Source organism: Streptomyces sp. NBC_01618, from assembly GCF_045209435.1.
Lineage (GTDB): Bacteria > Actinomycetota > Actinomycetes > Streptomycetales > Streptomycetaceae > Streptomyces.
In genome coordinates this window covers 5,852,868-5,873,938 of the sequence record NZ_CP109297.1, presented here as the reverse complement: position 1 = coordinate 5,873,938, position 21,071 = coordinate 5,852,868, and the positions used below count along the sequence as shown (strand labels likewise).

At 70.0% G+C, this 21,071-nt stretch carries 17 protein-coding genes and 1 pseudogene; 5 read left to right on the top strand and 13 right to left on the bottom strand.

Annotated elements, in window-relative coordinates:
• Window positions 1-413 precede the first annotated feature (413 nt).
• From OH735_RS27340 to OH735_RS27330, 3 genes are all read right to left on the bottom strand, one after another.
• A complete protein-coding gene (locus OH735_RS27340) occupies window positions 414-752 on the bottom strand; it encodes a P-II family nitrogen regulator (RefSeq protein WP_406384284.1) in 339 nt (112 codons plus the stop codon).
• A complete protein-coding gene (locus OH735_RS27335) occupies window positions 749-2,104 on the bottom strand; it encodes an ammonium transporter (RefSeq protein WP_406386756.1) in 1,356 nt (451 codons plus the stop codon). Before OH735_RS27335 ends, OH735_RS27340 begins: the two co-directional genes overlap by 4 nt.
• 384 nt (window positions 2,105-2,488) lie before the next feature.
• Entirely contained in the window at window positions 2,489-3,964 is a 1,476-nt protein-coding gene (locus OH735_RS27330; protein WP_406384283.1) for a hypothetical protein, read from the bottom strand.
• A 442-nt stretch (window positions 3,965-4,406) separates the two neighbouring features.
• On the opposite strand from OH735_RS27330, the gene OH735_RS27325 reads away from it, so the two are divergent.
• A complete protein-coding gene (locus tag OH735_RS27325; RefSeq protein ID WP_406384282.1) occupies window positions 4,407-5,066 on the top strand; it encodes a bifunctional DNA primase/polymerase in 660 nt (219 codons plus the stop codon).
• Window positions 5,067-5,193: 127 nt separating this feature from the next.
• On the opposite strand, the gene ftsY is transcribed toward OH735_RS27325, so the two are convergent.
• A complete protein-coding gene (gene ftsY / locus OH735_RS27320; RefSeq protein WP_406384281.1) occupies window positions 5,194-6,402 on the bottom strand; it encodes a signal recognition particle-docking protein FtsY in 1,209 nt (402 codons plus the stop codon).
• Between the two features lie 31 nt (window positions 6,403-6,433).
• Here ftsY and OH735_RS27315 point away from each other — a divergent pair.
• A pseudogene (locus tag OH735_RS27315) lies at window positions 6,434-7,916 on the top strand (purine-cytosine permease family protein).
• A gap of 58 nt (window positions 7,917-7,974) precedes the next feature.
• Complete coding sequence (locus tag OH735_RS27310; protein WP_406384280.1) at window positions 7,975-8,949, top strand: LLM class flavin-dependent oxidoreductase; 975 nt, start codon at window positions 7,975-7,977, stop codon at window positions 8,947-8,949.
• Window positions 8,950-8,959: 10 nt separating this feature from the next.
• On the opposite strand, the gene OH735_RS27305 is transcribed toward OH735_RS27310, so the two are convergent.
• From OH735_RS27305 to OH735_RS27290, 4 genes are all read right to left on the bottom strand, one after another.
• Window positions 8,960-10,378, bottom strand: coding sequence for a sugar porter family MFS transporter (locus tag OH735_RS27305; protein ID WP_406384279.1), 1,419 nt, complete (start codon window positions 10,376-10,378; stop codon window positions 8,960-8,962).
• Window positions 10,379-10,603: 225 nt separating this feature from the next.
• Window positions 10,604-14,248, bottom strand: coding sequence for an AAA family ATPase (locus OH735_RS27300; RefSeq protein WP_406384278.1), 3,645 nt, complete (start codon window positions 14,246-14,248; stop codon window positions 10,604-10,606).
• 327 nt (window positions 14,249-14,575) lie between these two features.
• On the bottom strand, window positions 14,576-14,788 hold the full coding sequence (locus OH735_RS27295; RefSeq protein ID WP_018551753.1) for a hypothetical protein: 213 nt from the start codon (window positions 14,786-14,788) through the stop codon (window positions 14,576-14,578).
• A gap of 440 nt (window positions 14,789-15,228) precedes the next feature.
• Complete coding sequence (locus OH735_RS27290; protein WP_406384277.1) at window positions 15,229-15,510, bottom strand: acylphosphatase; 282 nt, start codon at window positions 15,508-15,510, stop codon at window positions 15,229-15,231.
• Between the two features lie 144 nt (window positions 15,511-15,654).
• Here OH735_RS27290 and OH735_RS27285 point away from each other — a divergent pair, with 144 nt between their 5' ends.
• Both OH735_RS27285 and OH735_RS27280 read left to right on the top strand, forming a co-directional pair.
• The gene (locus OH735_RS27285) at window positions 15,655-16,596 is read left to right on the top strand and encodes a CAP domain-containing protein (protein WP_406384276.1); all 942 of its coding nucleotides are present in this window, start codon (window positions 15,655-15,657) and stop codon (window positions 16,594-16,596) included.
• Window positions 16,597-16,658: 62 nt separating this feature from the next.
• Entirely contained in the window at window positions 16,659-17,063 is a 405-nt protein-coding gene (locus OH735_RS27280) for a winged helix-turn-helix transcriptional regulator (protein ID WP_406384275.1), read from the top strand.
• Here OH735_RS27280 and mutM read toward each other — a convergent pair.
• The 5 genes from mutM to OH735_RS27255 all read right to left on the bottom strand — a co-directional run bounded on the left by mutM (window position 17,060) and on the right by OH735_RS27255 (window position 20,963).
• On the bottom strand, window positions 17,060-17,929 hold the full coding sequence (gene mutM / locus OH735_RS27275; RefSeq protein ID WP_406384274.1) for a bifunctional DNA-formamidopyrimidine glycosylase/DNA-(apurinic or apyrimidinic site) lyase: 870 nt from the start codon (window positions 17,927-17,929) through the stop codon (window positions 17,060-17,062). The two genes, OH735_RS27280 and mutM, sit on opposite strands and share 4 nt — an antisense overlap.
• A gap of 81 nt (window positions 17,930-18,010) precedes the next feature.
• Window positions 18,011-18,835, bottom strand: coding sequence for a ribonuclease III (gene rnc, locus OH735_RS27270; RefSeq protein WP_406384273.1), 825 nt, complete (start codon window positions 18,833-18,835; stop codon window positions 18,011-18,013).
• Between the two features lie 19 nt (window positions 18,836-18,854).
• Complete coding sequence (gene rpmF / locus OH735_RS27265) at window positions 18,855-19,028, bottom strand: 50S ribosomal protein L32 (RefSeq protein WP_003965982.1); 174 nt, start codon at window positions 19,026-19,028, stop codon at window positions 18,855-18,857.
• A gap of 2 nt (window positions 19,029-19,030) precedes the next feature.
• Window positions 19,031-19,702, bottom strand: coding sequence for a YceD family protein (locus OH735_RS27260; RefSeq protein WP_384451508.1), 672 nt, complete (start codon window positions 19,700-19,702; stop codon window positions 19,031-19,033).
• A gap of 181 nt (window positions 19,703-19,883) precedes the next feature.
• The gene (locus OH735_RS27255) at window positions 19,884-20,963 is read right to left on the bottom strand and encodes a cell division initiation protein (RefSeq protein WP_406384272.1); all 1,080 of its coding nucleotides are present in this window, start codon (window positions 20,961-20,963) and stop codon (window positions 19,884-19,886) included.
• Between the last annotated feature and the right edge of the window lie 108 nt (window positions 20,964-21,071).

Genomic DNA, 21,071 nt, shown 5'->3' with positions numbered 1-21,071 from the left:
CTGCCTTTCGTTTCGGGGCCGTAAGCCTTCGACGGCCGTCGGTCCTCGGAGCCCGTAAGACCGACCGGCAAATGGGGAGCGGGAGAAGGAGCGGGGCTGGGTGCGTGCAGCTGCAAGGCGGAGGATTGAGGCAACGCGGAGCGTTGGTGATTGACGACAACGCCGCAGATGCGCGTGCCCAGCCCCGCGACGCCGCCCCCCATTTGCCGGTCGGTCTAAGCCTTCGGGGCCCATCGGCCTCCGGAGCCGTCACCCTTCGAGACCGTCGGTCTTCGGGGCCGTCAGCCCTCGGGGCCGTCACCCTTCGAGCCCATCGGCCTCCGGAGCCGTCAGCCCTCGAGGCCGTCGGTCTTCGAGGCCGTCGGTCTTCGAGGCCGTCGGTCTTCGAGGCCGTCGGTCTTCGGCGCCGTCGGTCAGAGGGCGTCCGGGCCGCGTTCGCCCGTCCGTACGCGAACCGCGGTGTCGACCGGCACGCTCCAGACCTTGCCGTCACCGATCTTGCCGGTTCGGGCGGCCTTCACCACAACGTCGATGAGCTGTTCGGCGTCCTCGTCCTCGACGAGGACCTCGATGCGGATCTTGGGGACGAGGTCGACGGTGTACTCCGCACCCCGGTAGACCTCGGTGTGGCCGCGCTGACGCCCGTATCCGCTGGCCTCCGTGACCGTGAGGCCCTGGATGCCGAAGGCTTGGAGGGCTTCCTTGATCTCGTCGAGCCGGTGGGGCTTGACGACTGCGGTGATGAGCTTCATACGTCCACCTTCTTGGTCTTCGGTGCTGCCGTCGTGCCCGGTGCCGCGGAGGCCGTGGTGCGCGGGGCCGCGCCGCCGCCCGCTCCGCTGAAGTCGTACGCCGTCTCCGCGTGTTCGACCTGATCGATTCCGGAGATCTCGTCGTCCTCGTCGACCCGCATCCCGATGGTTTTGTCGAGGAGGAGGGCGAGGAGGGCGGAAACGACCAGAGAGTACGCCAGGACGGCGAAGACTCCGACGGCCTGCTTGCCGAGCTGGTCGAGGCCGCCGCCGTAGAAGAGGCCCTTGGCGTCGGACTGGACGCCGCCGGTGGCGAAGAGGCCGACGAGGAGGGAGCCCGCGATACCGCCGACGAGGTGGACGCCGACGACGTCCAGGGAGTCGTCGTAGCCGAACTTGTACTTCAGGCCGACGGCCATGGCGCACAGGACACCGGCGATGGCGCCGACCGCGATGGCGCCGAGCGGGCTGACCGCGCCGCCGGCCGGGGTGATGGCGACGAGGCCCGCGACCGCGCCGGAGGCCGCGCCGAGTGTCGTGAAGGAGCCGTGGCGGAGCCTCTCGTAGCCGAGCCAGGCGAGCATCGCGGCGGCGGTGGCGACCTGGGTGTTGACGAACATGACCGCGCCGACGCCGTCGTCGTTGCCGAGCCACGAGCCGGCGTTGAAGCCGAACCAGCCGAACCAGAGCAGTCCGGCGCCGAGCATGACGAGCGGCAGGCTGTGCGGCCGCATCGGGTCATTCTTGAAGCCGACGCGCTTGCCGATGACGAGGATCACGCCGAGCGCCGCGGCTCCCGCGTTGATGTGGACGGCCGTACCACCGGCGAAGTCGATGACGCCGAGCTCGAAGAGCCAGCCGCCCGCGCTCCAGACCCAGTGGGCCACGGGGAAGTAGACGACGGTGACCCAGAGCGTGATGAACAGGGCCCACGAGGTGAACTTGACCCGGTCGGCGAGGGCGCCGCTGATCAGCGCCGGGGTGAGGACGGCGAACATCAGCTGGAAGACGGCGAAAACGTAGACGGGGATCGTGTAGCCGTCCCAGAGCTGGGTGATGCCGATTCCGCTGAGACCGACGTAGTCCGAACTCCAGCCGAGTACGGAACCGATGTCGGTCCCGAAGGCGACGCTGAATCCGTAGAGCACCCATAGGATCGTGACGATCCCGAGGCTGATGAAGCTCATCATCAGCATGTTGAGGGTGCTCTTGACGCGGACCATGCCTCCGTAGAAGAAGGCCAGAGCCGGGGTCATGAGCATCACCAGAGCGGAGCAGATGAGCATGAACCCGGTGTTGGCGGCAGACAGCGTCGGGGCGTCTGCGGCAAGCGTCGTGATGCCTGGGGGCATCGGCGTCTCCTCGTCGTCGGTGCGGCCGCGTGCGGGCGGGATGAGCGGCACCACGTGCGGGACCACTGGGGAAAAGGTGCGAGCCGGTTATGAGCCATGAGATTCGCCCAGCACGGTTTCCGCCGATGCCGCACGGTGTTTCGCGGCAGTGACGAAGAGGTCCGGTGTGTTACGGCCCCATGAACCGGCGGTGGCGCACCCGGTGCCGGGCCCGCTCTGCCGCCGCGGCCGCATACGGTGCGGTGACGACTCTCCTGCACGGAACTCTCCCGTACGGGCACGGCAAGGTGAACCGGCCACGCCGACCACCCTCTGACCTGGCGATGGGGGAGCCGAAGTCGGTCTGTACGGGATGGTCGTCGTGGCCGGGGCCCGTGGGGCCGCTCAGACCGCTGCGGCGGTTTCTGGCAGCTGCTCGGTGAGGAGGTCGGTGAGCCTGGCGACTTCGGGAATGTCCCCGAAGTCCCTGGCAGCGGTGTCGACGGTCTTGCGGAGCCGGGTGTTGACGCGTTCGGAGCGTATCTTCTTGGCGACCAGCAGCGCCTTCTCGGCCAGCACCGTGGACTGTTCGGGCTCGCGCTGGAGGAGGTGGACGGTGGCGAGGCCGATCAGGTTGAGTGCGTACGACCGCTGGTGCTCGTCGTCCTTGCCGAAGAGCCGGACGGCCTTCTTCATGAGGGGTTCGGCGAGCGTGGCGTACGTGGGGCTGCGGCCCGCGACGTAGGCGAGATCGCGGTACGAGTGGGAGTTCTCGCCGTTGAGCTCGGCCTCGGAGAAGAAACGGATCCAGTCGGGCTCGGGCTCGCCGTCGATCCCGACGTCGTCGAAGGTGTCCTCGGCCATCCGGACGGCTCGTTTGCACTTGCTGGGCTGGCCCATGTTGGCGTACGCGCGGGCCTCCATCGCATACAGCATGGCCTGGGTGCGCGGGGTGGCGCAGTCCCGGCTGCCGTACTGCGCGAGATGGATCAGTTCGAGGGCGTCGTCGGGCCGTCCGAGGTGGATCATCTGACGGCTCATGCTGGACAGAACATACGAACCGAGCGGTTTGTCACCGGCCTCTTTCGAGGCGTGGAGCGCGAGCACGAAGTACTTCTGGGCGGTGGGCTGGAGGCCGACGTCGTAGCTCATCCAGCCGGCCAGCTCCGCCAGTTCGGCCGCACAGCGGAACAGCCGCTTGGCGGTGGCCGCCGGCTGCGACTCCTGCAACAGGTCGGTGACCTCGTGGAGTTGGCCGACGACGGCCTTGCGGCGCAGCCCGCCACCGCACTGCGCGTCCCACTGGCGGAACATCGCGGTGGTGGACTCCAGCAGATCGAGCTCGGGGCCGGAGAGCCGGGAGGGCCTGCGGGCCGCGGCGGGCGACTCCGGCTCCTCGCGTTCGTTGGCGGTGACGGGCACCAGCCAGCGCTGCATGGGCTCGATCAGGGCGGGCCCCGCGGCCAGCGCGAGCGAGGAGCCGAGGAACCCGCGGCGGGCGAGCATGAGATCGCTGCGGGAGAACTCGCTGAGCAGGACGACGGTCTGCGGGCCCGCCCAGGGCAGGTCGACGCCGGACACGGACGGTGACTGATGCGCCGAGCGCAGTCCGAGGTCCTCGACGGCGACGACGGAGCCGAAGCGCTCCGAGAAGAGCTCGGAGAGGATGCGCGGGATCGGTTCGCGCGGCTGCTCACCATCGAGCCAGCGCCGGACCCGGGAGGTGTCGGTGCTGATGTGGTGGGCGCCCATCTGGCGCGCCCGGCGGTTCACCTGCCGTGCCAGCTCGCCCTTCGACCAGCCGCTGCGCACGAACCATGAGCCCAATTGCCCGTTGGGGCGCTTACCGGCATTCGAATCGCCTGCGCCGCTGCCGCTCACTGGAACGCCCCCATCCGCCGAATGCTGTCGCGCGAACCATTACCAGAATGCCCTGATCCGATACCAGAATGCCCTGATCCGATGCTGCCCATACGGAGGTTGCGCACGATCGAACTTGAAATCGGGTTGCCTCGGGCATACCCACGAGCGCACATACTTCCATGGTTCGCGTACCGACGGTAATCCTACGATCACCCGCTCGGCGAGCGCGATTACAGAATCGCCACCATTCGCCACCCCTTCGAATGAACACCGTCCCCGCCGGGCGCGATTCACTTGACACACGGCGATCAGCAGTGGGCGCAGTGATACACGGCGAGGCGCGCGAACCATCTCGCACCACCCCAGCGCACCGGCGCACCACGGATCGGCACCAATGACGGAGTGTCACGAATGCGCTCCGCGTCGTAACCACCGGCGAGCCGGACCCGTTGGAGGGGGCATGGGCTTCACGATCGGCGGCATCCGTGAGATGCGCACCGGCTCACGGCGTCGCGGCCGCGCGGCCGAGTGCACCGCAGTGGCCGAGTACACAGGGCTGTGGGGCTGGGCCGTCGCGCCGGGGGCGCGGGCCGCGGTCGGCCGCTGCTCGTGCGGGGATGCGCGGTGCCCCTCCCCCGGCGCCCATCCGCTGGACTTCGCCCCCGAGGTCCCCGCGGGCGCCTCGCTCGACACGGCTGCGGATGCCTGGGCCCGGGTGCCGGGCGCCTCGATGCTGCTGCCGGTGGGCCGCACCTTCGACATCCTCGACGTCGCCGAGGCGGCCGGGCGCCGGGCCCTGGTGCGCCTGGAGCGGATGGGGCTGCCGCTCGGCCCGGTCGCGGTGACACCGGCCGGGCGGGCGCAGTTCTTCGTCGCCCCGGGGGCGGCCGCCGAGCTCCCGCAGCTGCTGTACCGGATGGGCTGGGACGACGCGGGCCTGGACCTGCGGGCGCTGGGGCCCGGCTGCCACATCACCGCCCCGCCGTCCGACGAGGGCGGCCTCGGCCCCGTCCGGTGGCTGCGCCCGCCGGTGCTGGACACGGCGGCCTCGCCGCCGCAGGCCCGGCTGCTGCTGGGCACGCTGGCGTACAGCTGCCATCGCGCGCCCCTCTGCGGCTGAACCACCACCGCCGCTTGTGCAAAGGGGGCTCATCGACGGCTGCCGCGCACAGCACAAGAGCCCGACCGCGGCTGCATCCCGCGGCCGGGCTCTTCGCCTACACGTACGTGTACGCGCGAGGTTGGCGTCAGTCTCCGATCAGGGCGTCCACGAACGCCTCGGGCTCGAACGGGGCCAGATCGTCCGGTCCCTCACCGAGACCGATGAGCTTCACCGGTACGCCCAGTTCACGCTGGACGGCGACGACGATGCCGCCCTTGGCCGTGCCGTCCAGCTTGGTGAGGACGATGCCGGTGATGTCGACGACCTCGGCGAACACCCGGGCCTGCACCAGGCCGTTCTGTCCGGTCGTGGCGTCGAGGACGAGGAGGATCTCGTCGAGCGGCCCGTGCTTCTCGACGACCCGCTTGACCTTGCCGAGCTCGTCCATGAGCCCGGTCTTGGTGTGCAGCCGGCCCGCGGTGTCGATGAGGACGACATCGGCACCTTCGGCGATGCCTTCCTTCACCGCGTCGAAGGCGATCGACGCGGGGTCGCCGCCCTCGGGTCCGCGCACGGTGCGGGCGCCGACGCGCTCACCCCAGGTCTGGAGCTGATCTGCGGCAGCGGCCCGGAAGGTGTCCGCCGCGCCGAGCACGACGCTGCGGCCGTCGGCGACGAGCACCCGCGCCAGCTTGCCGGTGGTGGTGGTCTTGCCGGTTCCGTTGACGCCGACGACCATCACGACACCGGGGGTGTCGACGCCGCTCTCCGTCTTGACCGCACGGTCGAAGTCGGTACCGAGCAGGGTGATGAGCTCCTCGCGCAGCAGCGCGCGCAGCCCTTCGGGGGTACGGGTACCGAGGACACGGACACGTTCGCGGAGCCGCTCCACCAGTTCCTGGGTGGGCGCGACGCCGACGTCGGCGGTGAGGAGGGTGTCCTCGATCTCCTCCCAGGTGTCCTCGTCGAGGTTGTCGCGGGACAGGAGCGTGAGCAGCCCCTTGCCGAGGGAGTTCTGTGAGCGGGCGAGCCGGGCACGCAGCCGGACCAGCCGGCCGGCGGTGGGCTCGGGCACCTCGATGGCGGGGGCGGCGGGCGCCTCCGGCTCGACGGCCTCGGGGGCTTCCTCGACGGGAGCCTCGGCCGCCGGGGGGACGACCTCCTCGATGGTACGGCGCGGTTCCTCGCGCGGCACTTCGGCTTCCTCGCCGACATGGGGCTCGGGAGGAGTGATGGTCGGCGCACTCGACGGTGCCGGGGGCAGCTGCTTCTTCTTGCGGCTGCTGACCACGAGCCCGCTGATCACGCCGACCGCGACCAGGGCGATGACTACAGCAAGGATGACGAATTCCATAACCCCCCCAGTATCAGTCACCGCCGCCCGCATGGGCCGCCCCGAAGGACCACCCCAGCATCACCATGGGCGTTATGCACCTTTTGGGGGTAACGGTACGATCCCGTCCGCGGAGACCCGTGGCCTGGAACCCGTCCCCGAGAGCGAGCGCACCGGCCGGGTCCGGACCCTCTTCCCCACCTGAGTCGGCGCGAACCTGACCGTGCTGCTGCTCACCATGGGTGCGGGGCTCATCGTCCTCGACGGACTGAATTTCTGGCAGGTGCCGGCCGTCGCGATCGCCGGGCCGGCCGTCAGTTTCGGACTGGTGGGCCTGGTGTCGATCGCGGGCAAGGAGGGCGGGGCTCCGGGCATGGCGCTCTCCCGGGCCGTCTTCGGCCAGCGCGGCAATCTGCTGCCCGGCACGCTGATCTGGATCGCCCGCTGGGGCTGGGAAACGGTGAACGCGGTCACCGGCACCTACGCCGTGCTCGCCGTACTGAATCTGCTCTTCGGCATCGTGAGCAGCAACACCCTGATCATGGTGACCCTGGTCGCCTTCGTGGGGATCAGCTTCCCGGTGTCCGGGCTGGGCGTGCGCGCACTGCGGGTGTGCTGCACCTGGTCGACGTATCTCTTCGGCTGCTTCAGCGTCCTCGTGCTGATCCACCTGATCGTCAGCACCGCCTGGCACGACGTCCTGAGCAGGCCCGCCGGACCGACCGCGATGGTGGTCAACGGGGTCGGCACCCTGGTGGGCGGCGTGATCAGCTGCATTCCGGCGGGCCCCGACTTCGCCCACTATCTGCCGCGCACCGCGTCCGGCCCGGCGGTGGTCGGGGCGACCGTGGCCGGCGCCGGGATCGCCTGCCTGCCGTTGGTGCTGATGGGTGCCGTGATGGCGGTCGCCGGGGCCGGCCGTCACCGACGACCCCGTCTCGTTCATCGGCGCCCTGCTGCCCGGCCGGCTCTCGGTGCCTTATCTGCTGATGGCGCTGGTCGACATGCTGATGATCAACGCGATGTCGCTGTATTCGGGCGGTTTCACCGCACAGACGCTGGGATTCACGATCCCCCGCGCGTGGGCGGTCGGGGTGAATGCCGTCATCAGCCTGTTCCTGGGCGCGTTGCTGATGATGACGGCGGCGGGCTTCATGGATTCCTTCGTCTCCTTTCCTGACGCTGCTCGCGGTGACGTTCTCGGCCCGGATCGGCGTCTTCGGCGTGGATCAGCTGCGAGGACGTACGTACGACCCGGCGGCACTCCTGGACACCACTCCTTCCAGCGCCTACTGGTACACGGGAGGCTTCGCCGTCGCGGCGGTGGCCGCGTGGACGGCGGGCCTGGTGCGGGCCTGCTCTTCACCGGCGTCGAGTGGTTCTCCGGCCCGCTCGCAGACGGCTGGATCGGGCACCACGGGCTGGGCTGGACGGTCACGATCGCCGTCTCCGCCGCGCTGTACGCGATCCTGCCGCGGCCCGCCGACCGGGGCCGCAGGGGCGAGCCCCGACGTGACGCACCCCTACACTTCTGACGGTACGTCAACTAGTGTCCCGCCTCGCCGAGTCCGCCCGACGAAGGGGCCAAGTGCCATGGCGTTCACCGTGGTCAGGTTCAATCTGGTCGATCCCGCCGCCACCCCCGAGTCGCTCTCGGCCCGCTACCGCGCAGCGCTGGAGATGGCCGCGTACGCCGACGAGCACGGCGTCGACACCGTACAGACCGAGGAGCACCACGGCGCCGCCAACTCCTGGCTGCCCTCCCCCTTCGTCTTCGCGGGCTCGGTCTTCGGCGCCACCCGCCGGATCGCGGTCACCGTCTCGGCGATCATCGGCCCACTGCACGACCCGCTGCGGCTGGCCGAGGACATCGCGGTCCTGGATCTGCTGAGCACGGGCCGGCTGGTCACGGTGGCGGGGATCGGCTACCGGCCCGAGGAGTACGAACAGGCGGGCGTCGAATGGGGCAGGCGCGGCAGGCTCCAGGACGAGCTCCTGGAGACCCTGTTGCGGGCGTGGACCGGGGAGCCGTTCCCGTACCGGGGCCGTACGGTCCGGGTCACGCCGCGCCCGTACACCCAGCCACATCCGCTGCTGCTGGTGGGCGGCAGTTCGCGGGCGGCGGCCCGGCGGGCGGCCCGGTTCGGGCTGCCGCTCTTCCCGAGCGCGCATCTGCCGGAGCTGGAGGCGTACTACCACGAGCGGCGTGCGGAGTTCGGGACGGACGGCTTCTGCATGATGCCGTCCGCCGTGACACCGCTGCTGCATGTGTCCGAGGACCCGGACCGGACCTGGGCCAAGTACGGCGGGCACTTCCTGCACGAGGCGTGTACGTACGCCTCCTGGCAGTCCAAGGACATCCGCTCGGCGGTGCGTTCGGCGGCGACGACGGTAGCGGAACTGCGGGACGAAGGAGTCTACCGGGTCGTCACACCGGACGAGTGTGCCGGGGCGGCCGGGGAACTGGACAGCCTGGTGCTGCATCCGCTGTGCGGCGGGATGCCGGTCGAGGAGGGATGGCGCAGTCTGCGGCTGTTCTGCCAGGCGATCGCGCCCGACCGCCCCTGACCAGCTGGGATCAGCCCATCTCCTCCAGCGCCTTGCCCTTGGTCTCCTTCACGAACCTGAGCACGAAGGGGATCGAGAGCGTGGCGAAGCATGCGTAGATGATGTACGTGCCCGACAGGTTCCAGTCGGCCAGGCTCGGGAAGCTCGCGGTGATCGCCCAGTTGGCGATCCACTGCGCGGACGCGGCGACGCCGAGCGCGGCGGCGCGGATCCTGTTCGGGAACATCTCGCCGAGGAAGACCCAGACGATGACGCCCCACGACAGGGCGAAGAAGAGCACGAACACATGGGCGGCGACGAGTGCCACGATGCCCTGGGTGTGGGGCAGTTTGCCGCCGACCAGAGGGGCGGAGAAGGCCCATGCCTCGAAGGCGAGGGCGACGGCCATGCCGGAGGAGCCGACCAGCGCGAGCGGTTTGCGGCCCACCCGGTCCACCAGCACCATCGCGATGACGGTACCGATGATGTTGATGATCGACGTGGTGAACGAGTACAGGAACGAGGCCGACGGGTCGATGCCGACGGACTGCCAGAGCGTCGCCGAGTAGTAGAACGCCACGTTGATGCCGACGAGTTGCTGGAAGACCGACAGGCCGATACCGACCCAGACGATCGGCAGGAAGCCGAAGCGGCCGCCGAGCAGGTCCGTGAATTTGGACTTGTGCTCCCGGTGCATGGCGGTCTCGATCTCGGTCACCCGGGCGTCGAGGTCGACGTTCGTGCCCTCGACCTCCGCCAGGATCTTCCGGGCCCGGTCCTTCTTGCCGACCGAGATCAGGAACCGCGGCGACTCGGGGATCGCCAGCGAGAGGAGCCCGTACAGAACGGCGGGGACGACCATCACACCGAGCATCCACTGCCAGGCCTCGATACCGCCGATCCTGCCGCGCTGGTCCCCGTCGGCGAGCTGCAGAATGCCGTAGTTGACCAGCTGGGAGATGGCGATGCCGATGACGATCGCGGCCTGCTGGAAGGAGCCGAGCCGGCCTCGGTAGGCGGGCGGCGAGACCTCGGCGATGTACGCCGGGCCGATCACCGAGGCCATACCGATGGCGAAGCCGCCGATGATGCGCCACATCGCCAGGTCCCAGAGCGCGAACGGGAGCGCGGAGCCGACGGCGCTGATGGTGAAGAGCACGGAGGCGATCTGCATGCAGTGGATGCGGCCGATGCGGTCGGCGATGCGGCCCGCCGTGGCCGCGCCGATCGCACAGCCGATCAGCGCGATGGCGATGACCTGGGCGAGCGTCGCCGAGCCGATGTCGTACCGGCTGCGGATCGCCTCGACGGCGCCGTTGATGACGGAGCTGTCGTAGCCGAACAGGAAGCCGCCCATCGCCGCGGCCGCCGTGATGAAGATGACATGGCCCAGGTGGTCCGGGTGGGCCCCTCGGGCTCCGGACGCCGGTCCCTGCGCTGTGCTGGTCACGTGAACTCCTGATGCCTGGCCGCATCGTCAGGTGTGGGGACGAGCTCCGACTGAGGGGGATGAGCTCCTCCAAGTGGCGCATACCTTCACGCCTGCCACCACTTGAAGACACGGGCGAAGCAGCAGAGACTATTCATTCAAGCTTCGAAGTCAAGGTTGGTTTCTGCCCGCCTTCGCCGAGGATCACCCAAGGGGGCGTTGGAGTCTTGAAGGCTGAGGAAAGCGTCAGCGCAGCCGCTGGCTGATGACCTTGGAGACCCCGTCGCCCTGCATCGAGACGCCGTACAGCGCGTCCGCGACCTCCATCGTCCGCTTCTGATGCGTGATCACGATCAGCTGGGAGCTCTCCTGGAGCTCCTCCATGATCCGGATCAGCCGCTGCAGATTGGTGTCGTCGAGCGCCGCCTCGACCTCGTCCATCACATAGAACGGGCTGGGCCTGGCCTTGAAGATCGAGACCAGCAACGCCACCGCCGTGAGCGAGCGTTCCCCGCCGGACAGCAGCGAGAGCCGCTTGACCTTCTTGCCCGGCGGCCGGGCCTCGACGTCCACACCGGTCGCGAGCATGTTGTCCGGGTCTGTCAGGACGAGCCGCCCCTCGCCACCGGGGAAGAGCCGCGAGAAGACGCCCTCGAACTCACGGGCCGTGTCCCGGTACGCCTCGGTGAACACCTGCTCGACCCGCTCGTCGACCTCCTTGATGACCTGCATCAGGTCGGCCCGGGTCTTCTTCAGGTCTTCGAGCTGCTCGGAGAGGAACTTGTGCCGCTCCTCCAGCGCCGAGAACTCCTCCAGGGCGAGCGGATTCACCTTCCCGAGCTGCTGATACGCCCGTTCGGCCGACCTCAGCCGCTTCTCCTGTTCGACCCGGACGAACGGCTTCGGCTGGTTGCGCGGGTGCTCGGGGTCCTCCGGCAGTTCCTCGCCCTCGGCGGGCGGTGACGGCGGTACGAGCTGGTCGGGGCCGTACTCGGCGGTCAGCCCGGCCGGCTCGACGCCCAGTTCGTCCAGCGCCTTCGTCTCCACCTGCTCAATCCGCAGCCGCTTCTCGGCACCGAGCACCTCGCCGCGGTGGACGGAGTCGGTGAGCTTGTCCAGCTCGCTCTTGAGCTCGCGGCCCTGGTTGCGCTCGGCCGCCAGCTCCCGTTCCCGCTCCGCCTTCGCCGCCTCGGCCGCGACCCGCTCCTGCTCAGCCCGTACGACGGACACCTCGACGTGGGCCAGCAGCTGACGGGCGCCCGACGCGACGGCCGAGGCCACCGCCGCCTCATGCCGCAGCCGGGCGCGGCGCTGCTCGGCGCGGGCCCGGGCCTCGCGTTCGGCGCGGGCGCCCCGGTCGAGGGCGTCCGCGCGGCCCGCGAGTCCCTTGACCCGCTCCTCGTGGGTACGGACCTGGAGGCGGGCCTCCATCTCGGTCTGGCGGGCGTTGGCACCGTCGGCGGCGAGCCGGTCGCGTACGGAGGTGTCCGGCTCCTCCTCGACCGGCATCTCCTCGGCGACGAGCAGCCGCTCGGCCAGCTCCTCGGCCTCCTCCGTCGCCCGTTCGAGGGCCTCCTGGGCACGGGCGGCGGACGCCGTCGTCCGTTCGGCCTCGCCCGCGGCTCCGCGGGCCTGCCCGGCGAGCCGGCCGAGCTGCTGGGCCACCCCGGACTTCTCCCGCTCGGCGGCCCGGCGCCGCTCCCCCAGCTCCTCGACGAGCTCGGCACACGCGCCCCGCCGCTCCCCGGCGATCCGCTGCGCCTCGGTCAACTCCGCGCACCGCACGGCCAGTTCCTCCAGCTGGGCGGCGGCCTCGTCGACCGACGCCTGCACTTCGAGGAGGCTCGGCGCTCCGGCGGAACCGCCGTGCGCGAAGTGGGCCGAGAGGATGTCCCCCTCGGCGGTGACGGCCGTCAGCTCCGGGCGTGCGGCTACGAGGTCCTCGGCGTCCTCCAGGGTGCCGACGACCACCATGTCCCGCACCAGCCTCCGCACGGCGCCCACCAGTTCGGCCGGCCCACCGACGAGGCCGGCGACGGCGGGCGGAGTTCCGGCGGACACTGCGGTCACATCGCCCCCACCGGTGCCAGAGGCGACGCCCGCACCCGAGCCGTCAGAGCCACCAAAAGCAGCAGCGCCACCGCCGCCCCCGCCGCGATCACGCACCCCGCCCAGCAACAGCGCCGCCCGCCCCGCGTCCTGCTTGCGCAGCAGCCGGATCGCGTCCGCCGCCGTGGCCGGGTCCGTCACCGCGACCGCGTCCGCCGCCGCGCCCAGCGCCGCCGCCACGGCCACCTCGTACCCCGGCTCCACCGTCAGGAGTTCCGCAGCCGGTCCGAGCAGGCCCGACAGACGGTCCCGCGCGCCGAGCAGAGCACCGGTGCCGTCCTTGCGGCGCAGGCCGAGGGCCAGCGCCTCATGGCGGGCCGCGACCGCCGCCCGCTTCCGTTCGGCGGCGGTGGCCGCCTCCCGGGCCGCGGCGAGCGCCGCCTCCGCCTCCGCGAGTTCCCGCTTGGCGGCGTCGTACCGCGCACCCAGCTCCGCATCGCCCGCGTCCAGGCCCTCGACCTCGGCCTTGAGCTGTTCGTACTCCTCCTGAGCGGCCGCCGCCCGCTCCCGCGCCTCGTCGCGGGAGGCGGCCAGCCGGTCGATCTCGGCCTGCGCCGAACCGGCCCGGCTGCGGGCCGCGTTGACCTGCCCGTGCAGCCGGGCGAGTCCTTCGCGGCGGTCCGCGATGGCCCGCGCGGCGTCCTTGAGCCTGCGCTCCTCGGCCGCCAACTCCCGTTCCAGATCGGCACGATGGGCAGCGGTGTCCTCCAACGCGTGTTCCGCCGCCTCCAGCGCGGCCGCCAGCTCCGCCTCCTGCTCACGGATGCGGGCGGCCTCCCGCTCCATGCTGTCAGGGTCCCTGAATCCCGTACCGCGCCGCTCCTCCTCGGGGGCGGCCGAGGCGCTCTTCACCCGGGCGTCGGCCAGCGAGATCGTGCCGCGCACCCGCTCGGCCAGCTGCGACAGCTCGTACCAGGTCTGCTGAGCCCGCTGGAGCCGCGGCGCCAGCCGTCGCACCTCGTCCTCCAGCTCCGCCTCGCGCGCCAGCGCCGCCTTCAGCTCCGCCTCCGCGGCCTCCCGACGCTGCTTGAGCGCCGCTTCGTCGGCGATCTCGCTGCGCAGCGCGGTGTGCAGCCGCACCAGGTCGTCGGCGAGCAGCCGCAGCCTGGCATCGCGCAGATCGGCCTGGATGACGGCGGCCCGGCGCGCCACGGCCGCCTGCCGGCCCAGCGGTTTCAGCTGCCGTCGCAGCTCGTCGGTCAGGTCCTGGACACGGGCCAGATTGGCTCCCATCGCGTCCAGTTTCCGCAGCGCCTTCTCTTTCCGCTTGCGGTGCTTGAGCACGCCCGAGGCTTCCTCGATGAATGCGCGCCGCCCCATCGGATCGGCGTGGAGTACGGAGTCCAGCTGGCCCTGGCCGACGATGACGTGCATCTCCCGGCCGATACCGGAGTCCGAGAGGAGTTCCTGGATGTCCAGGAGCCGGCAGGTGTCGCCATTGATCTGGTATTCGCTGCCGCCGTTGCGGAACATGATCCGAGTGATCGTCACTTCGGCGTACTCGATGGGCAGTGCGCCATCGGAATTGTCGATGGTCAGCGATACTTCCGCCCGGCCGAGCGGCGGCCGCCCGGTGGTGCCGGCGAAGATCACGTCTTCCATCTTGCCGCCGCGCAGGGATTTGGCACCCTGCTCCCCCATGACCCAGGAGAGCGCGTCCACCACATTGGACTTGCCCGACCCATTGGGGCCGACGACACACGTGATACCGGGTTCGAACCGCAGCGTCGTGGCGGAGGCGAACGATTTGAAACCACGCAGGGTCAGGGCCTTGAGGTGCACGCCGCCGGACTCTACCTTTCGCTCTCGGTTTCGCCGATGAAGGTGCAGGGCACATCAGACGGTAAGGGAAGGGGTGTACGTCCGGGGCGGGTACCGCACAGGTCCGCGCGGAGAGGTCCGCAAAAGAAAGAAGGGACGCCGAGGCGCCCCTTGTAAATCTTGTGCGGTGTTGCGTGCGGTGTTACTGGTGCAGCGGCATTGACGGATCAAGGATGTGTCACGAAGGTGACAGATCAAGAGCAGTGATCTTCAATGATCCGGCGACAATCCGGGTGATGATCTCGGACGGCTGACGCGTACGGCCCGACCGGCCTCGAGGGCCATCGGTCAGGTTAGCGCCGGCTCCGCCTGAGGTACGTCGATGTCGATGCTGTCGAGCAGCGACTCTTGGTGCTGGGCGGCGGCATTGAGCGCGTCGTTCTCGTCCTGAATCCGTACGAGCTCGGATTCGAGATCCTGGACGCGTTGCTGGAGCCGTCGCATCTCGGCGAGGAGTCGCGGGTCGGAACCGCCGACGTAACCGAGAAGCGCCTTTGCCATGATGGATGGTCCTCCACACTGAGTGACCGACCGATGCGGTGTGGGTCGTGAGGGAATCGCACCCGCGGTGCTCGGCAGTGCTCTGTATTCACTGCTGTTCTGCTGCCAAACAGCTCTGCCGAACAGCTGCGGTGCGCGGGGATTTCAGCGTCTCACCAAAAAGTTTGACGGTCAACACGATCACGCCCTGTAGAGGCGGGCAGCCCTGGGGCGCGCGGCTTGACGATCATGCGGCGCGACTCTCCTGAGGGGCCCTCGAGGGCGTGGAGATCATCCTTACTGCCGCAGCCTGGCATGCCAACCGAATCTTGGCAACCACCGGGTCATTCCGCAGGTCATTTCATGTGTACGCAGATGAGCACCCCGCCGCCTCACCCCACGCCATCTTTCGAACACGGTCCGAACACGGCCAATCCGTCCGGAGCCGGACCGGGCCCGGATCAGCGGATTGCGAAGCCGTCGTAACCGCCGCGCGGGGTGTCCCATATCTCAGTGACTCCGTCAACGCGCCCGGGTGTGTCGTCCGACCGCAGCCAGTCCAGCAGGCGGTGGCAATTCTCACGTCGCCCCTCGGCTACGACCTGCACCCTGCCGTCGTCGAGATTGACTGCGAAACCGGTGAGACCGCCGATCTCCAGAGCATTTGCCCTGGTGAACCAGCGGAACCCTACTTGCTGTACTCCGCCGCGCACCCAGGCTGTGAGCCGTACATCTTCGTTCATGCCTGAACGCTAACCGGCCGATTGCTCGCGGAGCACTTCCTGCCGAGAAGCCATGGCGTACAGTCCGGTCGCAATAACCTCACCCGATCGGGTGAGTCATGTTGACGCCGAGACGGCGTCCAGACCGTCAGAAGGGCTCAGTAGATGGGACGCCATCGTCGCTCCGCCGCAACTCCTGCCGTTCGGGACCGCGCGGCGGGGGACTCGGGGCGCCGCCGCAGTGCGCGCCACGGGAAGCGGACCCGGACACCTGTTCGTACCGGACTGATCGGCGTCTCCGCCGCCCTCGCCGTGGGGGCCGTTGCGGTCGCCTCCGGCCTGCTGCCGGGCGGCGACACCTACTCGGTCGGCGGTGGCCCGGTCGCGGACCAGGTCCGTACCGAAGTGGGCCGGGGCGGCTCGACCACTGCGCCTGACGACCGCGCCAGTGCGTCCGCCCAGGCCAGTCGCGGTGTCCGGCGGGCCGACGGCCCGACGAAGGCGAAGTCCCCCGCCGGATCCCCGTCGTCCGCCACGCCGTCGAGGACGTCCGAGCCGACCGGGCGGACGGAGCCGTCCCCGTCGCCCACCTCTGCGACATCGTCGAAGGCCGCCGCGCCGGAAGCCTCGAAGAGCACCGCGCCGGCCACGGCCGAGAAGTCGTCGGCCGCTCCGCAGGCCCCCGCCTCCTCCGCTCCGGCCGCCCGCAGGTCCGCGGCGCCGGCCGCCGCCACCTCCGCCCAGGCCGCCGTGCTCGCCCTGGTCAATCAGGAACGCTCGAAGGTCGACTGCAGCCCGGTGACGGCCAGCGCCTCACTGGCCTCGCTCGCCCAGAACTTCAGCGACGACATGGCTGCCCGAGGCTTCTTCGACCACACCGACCCCGATGGCCGGACCCCCTGGGACCGCGCCTTGGACGCCGGGGTGCAGGGGCTCGGCGGCGAGAACATCGCCCGCGGCCAGGCCGACGCACAGGCCGTGATGGACACCTGGATGAACAGCGCCGGCCACCGGGCAAACATTCTCAACTGCGACTACAAGACGCTCGGCGTCGGCGTGCACTTCGGCGCGGGCGGCCCCTGGTGGACCCAGGACTTCGGCTTCTGACGGCCGCTCACCGGGAGAAAGCGCACCCCGGCAGTGAGCGCTGTGCGGCGTAGGCTGTCGGCATGGACGAGAAGACCCGTCTGGACGCGCTCGCCTTCGACGTGTTCTCCCGGCAGTGCCCCTCGCGCGGCACCCTGGAGCATGTCACCGGGCGTTGGGGCAGTCTGACGCTGGGAGCCCTGTACGACGGCGGTTTCCGCTTCAACGAGCTCCGTCGCCGGGTCGACGGGGTGAGCGAGAAGATGCTCTCGCAGACGCTCCACGCCCTGGAGCGGGACGGTCTGGTCCACCGCGAGGCCCAGCCGACCAATCCGCCGCGCGTCGACTACGAACTGACGCCCCTGGGCCGGCAGGTCGCCGAACGACTGCTCGCGCTGATCGAACTCGTCGAGGGCCGGATGCCCGAGGTGCTCCGGGCCCGTGACCGGTACGACGAGACCCACCCGCGCCCGGAGGTCCGGACCTAGGAAACGGTGCGCGGCGGCCGCTGGCAGCGCGGGCAGAAGTAGCTGGAGCGGTTCATCCACGCCCGGCGGCGTATCGGCGTACCGCAGCGGTGGCAGGGCTCGCCCTCCCGCCCGTACGCGTCGAGGGAGCGGTCGAAGTAGCCGGACTCGCCGTTCACGTTGACGTAGAGGCTGTCGAAGCTGGTGCCGCCCTGGTCGAGCGCCGCGTTCATCACGTCGCGGGCATGGCCCAGCAGCTCGGCCGACTTGGGGCGGGTGAGGGTCGAGGTCGGGCGGTCGTAGTGCAGCTTGGCGCGCCAGAGCGCCTCGTCGGCGTAGATGTTGCCGACTCCGCTGATCAGCGACTGGTCGAGCAGGGCGCGCTTGATCGTCGTACGGCGCAGTCGCAGGGCCGCGTGGAACGCCGCGTCGTCGAAGGCCGGGTCCAGGGGGTCGCGGGCGATGTGTGCGATGGTGTCGGGCAGCCCGTCCGTGCTGTCGGCGGCGCATTCGTGGAGCGAGAGCCCCCCGAACGTCCGCTGGTCGACGAAGCGCAGCTCGGTGCCGAGCGAGTCCTGGAAGCGGATCCGGATGCGCAGATGCTTCTCGTCGGGGGCGTCCTGCGGCTGTACGAGCAGTTGGCCGCTCATGCCGAGGTGGCCGAGCAGTGAGCTGGACGCGTCGTCCAGCGGCACCCAGAGGTATTTGCCGCGCCGCATGGCCGGGCCGAGGCGGGCACCGCCCAGCCGGGCAGCGAAGTCCACACCGCCCGCGGGGTGGCGACGGACGGCACGCGGATGCAGCACCTTCACGTCTGAGACGGTCCGGCCGGTGACCCAGCGCTCAAGACCCCGCCGTACGACTTCGACCTCGGGCAGCTCGGGCACGGTGTGGCTCCTCAGGGACGTTTCCAGGGTATCCGGGCAGCGAAAACCCCCCGGTGCGCTGGGCACCAGGGGGATTCGGGGTCAGGCCGGAGCGACGTCCGCGGACGGCGACGGGTCGGTCGGGGTGCCGGCGGCCCCTCCGTCGGCAGCGGCCTTCGCCGCGGCCTCCCGCGCTTCCGCGGCGGCGCTGATCTCACGCCAGGCGGACTCGGCCGCCTGCTGCTCCGCTTCCTTCTTGCTACGGCCGGTGCCGGTGCCGTACGAGACACCACCGACGCGAGCAGCAGCAGTAAAGGTCTTCTCGTGGTCCGGGCCGGTCTCCGTGACGAGGTACTCGGGGACGCCGAGGCTCTCGCTCGCGGTGAGTTCCTGGAGGCTGGTCTTCCAGTCCAGGCCGGCGCCGAGGTTGGAGGACCTGTCGATCAGCGGGTCGAAGAGCCGGTGAACCAGCTCCGAGGCCGCGCTGAGGCCCTGGTCGAGATAGACCGCGCCGATCACCGCTTCAAGGGTGTCGGCGAGGATGGACGCCTTGTCCCTGCCGCCCGTGCCCTCTTCACCGCGGCCGAGCCGAATGAAGGAGCCGAGTTCGAGGCCGCGGCCCACTTCCGCAAGTGCACGCGAGTTGACCACCGCGGCCCGCAACTTGGCCAGCTGGCCTTCGGGCAGATCGGGGTGGGTGCGGTACAGCGTGTCCGTGACGACCAGGCCGAGCACCGAATCCCCGAGGAATTCGAGCCGCTCGTTGGTCGGCAGACCGCCGTTCTCGTATGCGTACGAACGATGGGTCAGCGCACGCACCAGAAGGGCGGACTCGAGGTGATACCCGAGCCGCCCTTCCAGAAGCGTGTGGGACGAGGCTGTGTTGACGTTGTCTGCCTGCTTCTTGGCGTTGGACAACTCAGACATCGGGCCTCTCACCAGCCGCTCAGACCTCGAGGACCTGGCGCTTGTTGTACGTGCCGCAGCTGGGGCACGCGATGTGCTGCAGCTTCGGCTCCTGGCAACGCTCGCACGAAACCAGGGTGGGGACCGCAGCCTTCCACTGCGACCGGCGGTGGCGCGTGTTGCTGCGCGACATCTTCCGCTTCGGAACGGCCACGGCTACTTCTCCTGCTTCTCGTCGACGCCCGCTTCGGCGCCGCCCATGTTGTCCTTCTCGCCGTCCTGAACGGTGTCGGCGAGTCCTTGCAATGCCGCCCAACGGATGTCGACGGCATCGTGGTGATGACCGGGATTCTCGTCCAGCCTGATTCCGCATTCGGAACACAGACCGGCACAGGACTCCCGGCACACCGGCTGCATCGGCAGTGCGAGCACCACCGCATCGCGCAGCACTGGTTCGAGGTCGAACAGGCCGTCCTCGATGAAGAGCCTGTCCTCGTCGTCCTCGGCGTCGTCGGCCGGTTCCGCCTTGTGGCTGCGGCCCCGGTCATCGGCGTCAGGGTACGAGAACATCTCCTGGAAGTCCGCCGCAACCTCGAGGCGCAGCGGCTCCAGACACCTTACGCACTCCCCCTCGGCCGACGCACGGGCGGTACCCGTGACGAGCACCCCCTCCATGACCGATTCGAGACGGAGCTCCAGCTCCACGGGGGCGCCTTCCGGCACACCGATGACCTCGTCGATGCCGAGGGGCGGTGAGCCGGGTGCGTCCACCGTGCGGGTCAGCCGCTGGAGGGCACCAGGACGCCGGCCCAACTCGTGCGTATCGAACACGAGAGGGTTTCGGTGGTCGAGGTGGCCGTTCAGGGCTTTTCCTGCTTTCGAAATCATGTGCATCACACAGCGTGGGGAGGGCCGCCCGGATTTCGGATGCGAAGCGGGCAGCTTGAATCGCGGACATACGCGACCGGAGAGCCAGGATACTGGACACGCCGCCCAGCTCCCAATCCGGTCCGCCGGGCCCCTGTACGGCCCGGACGCCGTGGCGACCGGGCCGCCGTAAGGCGACCGGTCAGCGTTCCTGCTCGTACCGGTGCAGCTGGTCCAGGTCGATCATGCTGGTGTCGAACAGGCTGGTCTCGTCGAGGGCGCTCTCGCCCTGCGGCTGGAACGCCTGCTGGGGCTGCATGGGCTGCTGCTGCCAGCCGTCGTACCCCTGGACCGGGGTCTGGGCCTGGGCCTGGCTCTGGTCGTAGCCCTGCTGCTGGTACGCGGCGTACGGGTCGAGCTGCTGCTGGTACCCGTAGACGTCCTGCTGCGGCTGCTCCTGGTACGCGTACGGCTCCGCGTAGTCCGGCCGGTCCTGGGCGGGGAAGTGCGGCTGGAGCTGCTGGTGCACCGGCTGCGGCTCAGGGGTGGCGAGTTCGGCGAGGCCGGCCCAGTGGTCCTCGTCACTCATGCGGACCTGGTTGCCCGCCGCGTCCTGGGCGGCCATGTGCGCGCCGAGTTCGTCGGTGGCGACCCGGCCGTGCAGCTTCTGCCGGCCGCGGCCGACCGCCTCCAGGGTCTTGGCGAGCACGGCCTCGAAGGCGCCGAGCTTCGTGTCGACGTACTCGTCGGCGCGGCGCTGGAGCGTGGCCGGGTCGGTGCTGCGCTCGGGGGCCTCGGCGAAGTCCGGGTCCTCGTATCCCTGCTCGTCGAAGGCCTGGCCGCGGCCGAGGAGCTTCTCGCGGCCCCGGTCGACGGAGCCGATGGTCTTGGTGAGGACGACCTCGAAGTTGGCGAGCTTGCTGTCGACGTACTCGTCGGCCTCGGCGCGGACCTCCTCGGCCTCCCGGCGGGCCTCACCGAGGATCCGGTCGGCCTCGCTGCGGGACTGCATGGCGACCTCGGTCCCGGAGATCAGCGAGGCGCGTTCGGCGTGTGCGGCCTCGATGATCCGCTCGGCCTCCTGCCGGGCCTGCTCGACCATCTGCTCCCGCCCGCCGATGAGCTCCCGGGCGTGGGCGAGCGAGCCGGGCAGGGCCTCGCGCACCTCTTCGAGCATCGCGAGCAGCTCGGCGCGGTTGACCACGCACGAAGCCGACATGGGCATGGACCGGGCGCTCCCGACCGCCTCGACGATCTCGTCGAGCTTCTTCTGCACGTCCACCGTGTGCTCGCCACTCTCTACAGCTGATTGGAGACGGACGGGACGACTGTACGGCCAGTCGGCGCCCGCCCGACACCTGGTGACGGTTCGCCAGATACTCGGCGCCGG

Bases quoted from the DNA above. Each gene is read 5' to 3' on its own strand.
- OH735_RS27295 (WP_018551753.1), bottom strand. From the start codon at position 14,788: ATGGCAAAGGCGCTTCTCGGTTACGTCGGCGGTTCCGACCCGCGACTC.
- OH735_RS27310 (WP_406384280.1), top strand. From the start codon at position 7,975: ATGGCGTTCACCGTGGTCAGGTTCAATCTGGTCGATCCCGCCGCCACC.
- OH735_RS27325 (WP_406384282.1), top strand. From the start codon at position 4,407: ATGGGCTTCACGATCGGCGGCATCCGTGAGATGCGCACCGGCTCACGG.
- OH735_RS27280 (WP_406384275.1), top strand. From the start codon at position 16,659: ATGGACGAGAAGACCCGTCTGGACGCGCTCGCCTTCGACGTGTTCTCC.
- OH735_RS27260 (WP_384451508.1), bottom strand. From the start codon at position 19,702: ATGATTTCGAAAGCAGGAAAAGCCCTGAACGGCCACCTCGACCACCGA.
- rnc (WP_406384273.1), bottom strand. From the start codon at position 18,835: ATGTCTGAGTTGTCCAACGCCAAGAAGCAGGCAGACAACGTCAACACA.
- OH735_RS27335 (WP_406386756.1), bottom strand. From the start codon at position 2,104: ATGCCCCCAGGCATCACGACGCTTGCCGCAGACGCCCCGACGCTGTCT.
- OH735_RS27290 (WP_406384277.1), bottom strand. From the start codon at position 15,510: ATGAACGAAGATGTACGGCTCACAGCCTGGGTGCGCGGCGGAGTACAG.
- OH735_RS27285 (WP_406384276.1), top strand. From the start codon at position 15,655: ATGGGACGCCATCGTCGCTCCGCCGCAACTCCTGCCGTTCGGGACCGC.
- OH735_RS27340 (WP_406384284.1), bottom strand. From the start codon at position 752: ATGAAGCTCATCACCGCAGTCGTCAAGCCCCACCGGCTCGACGAGATC.
- ftsY (WP_406384281.1), bottom strand. From the start codon at position 6,402: ATGGAATTCGTCATCCTTGCTGTAGTCATCGCCCTGGTCGCGGTCGGC.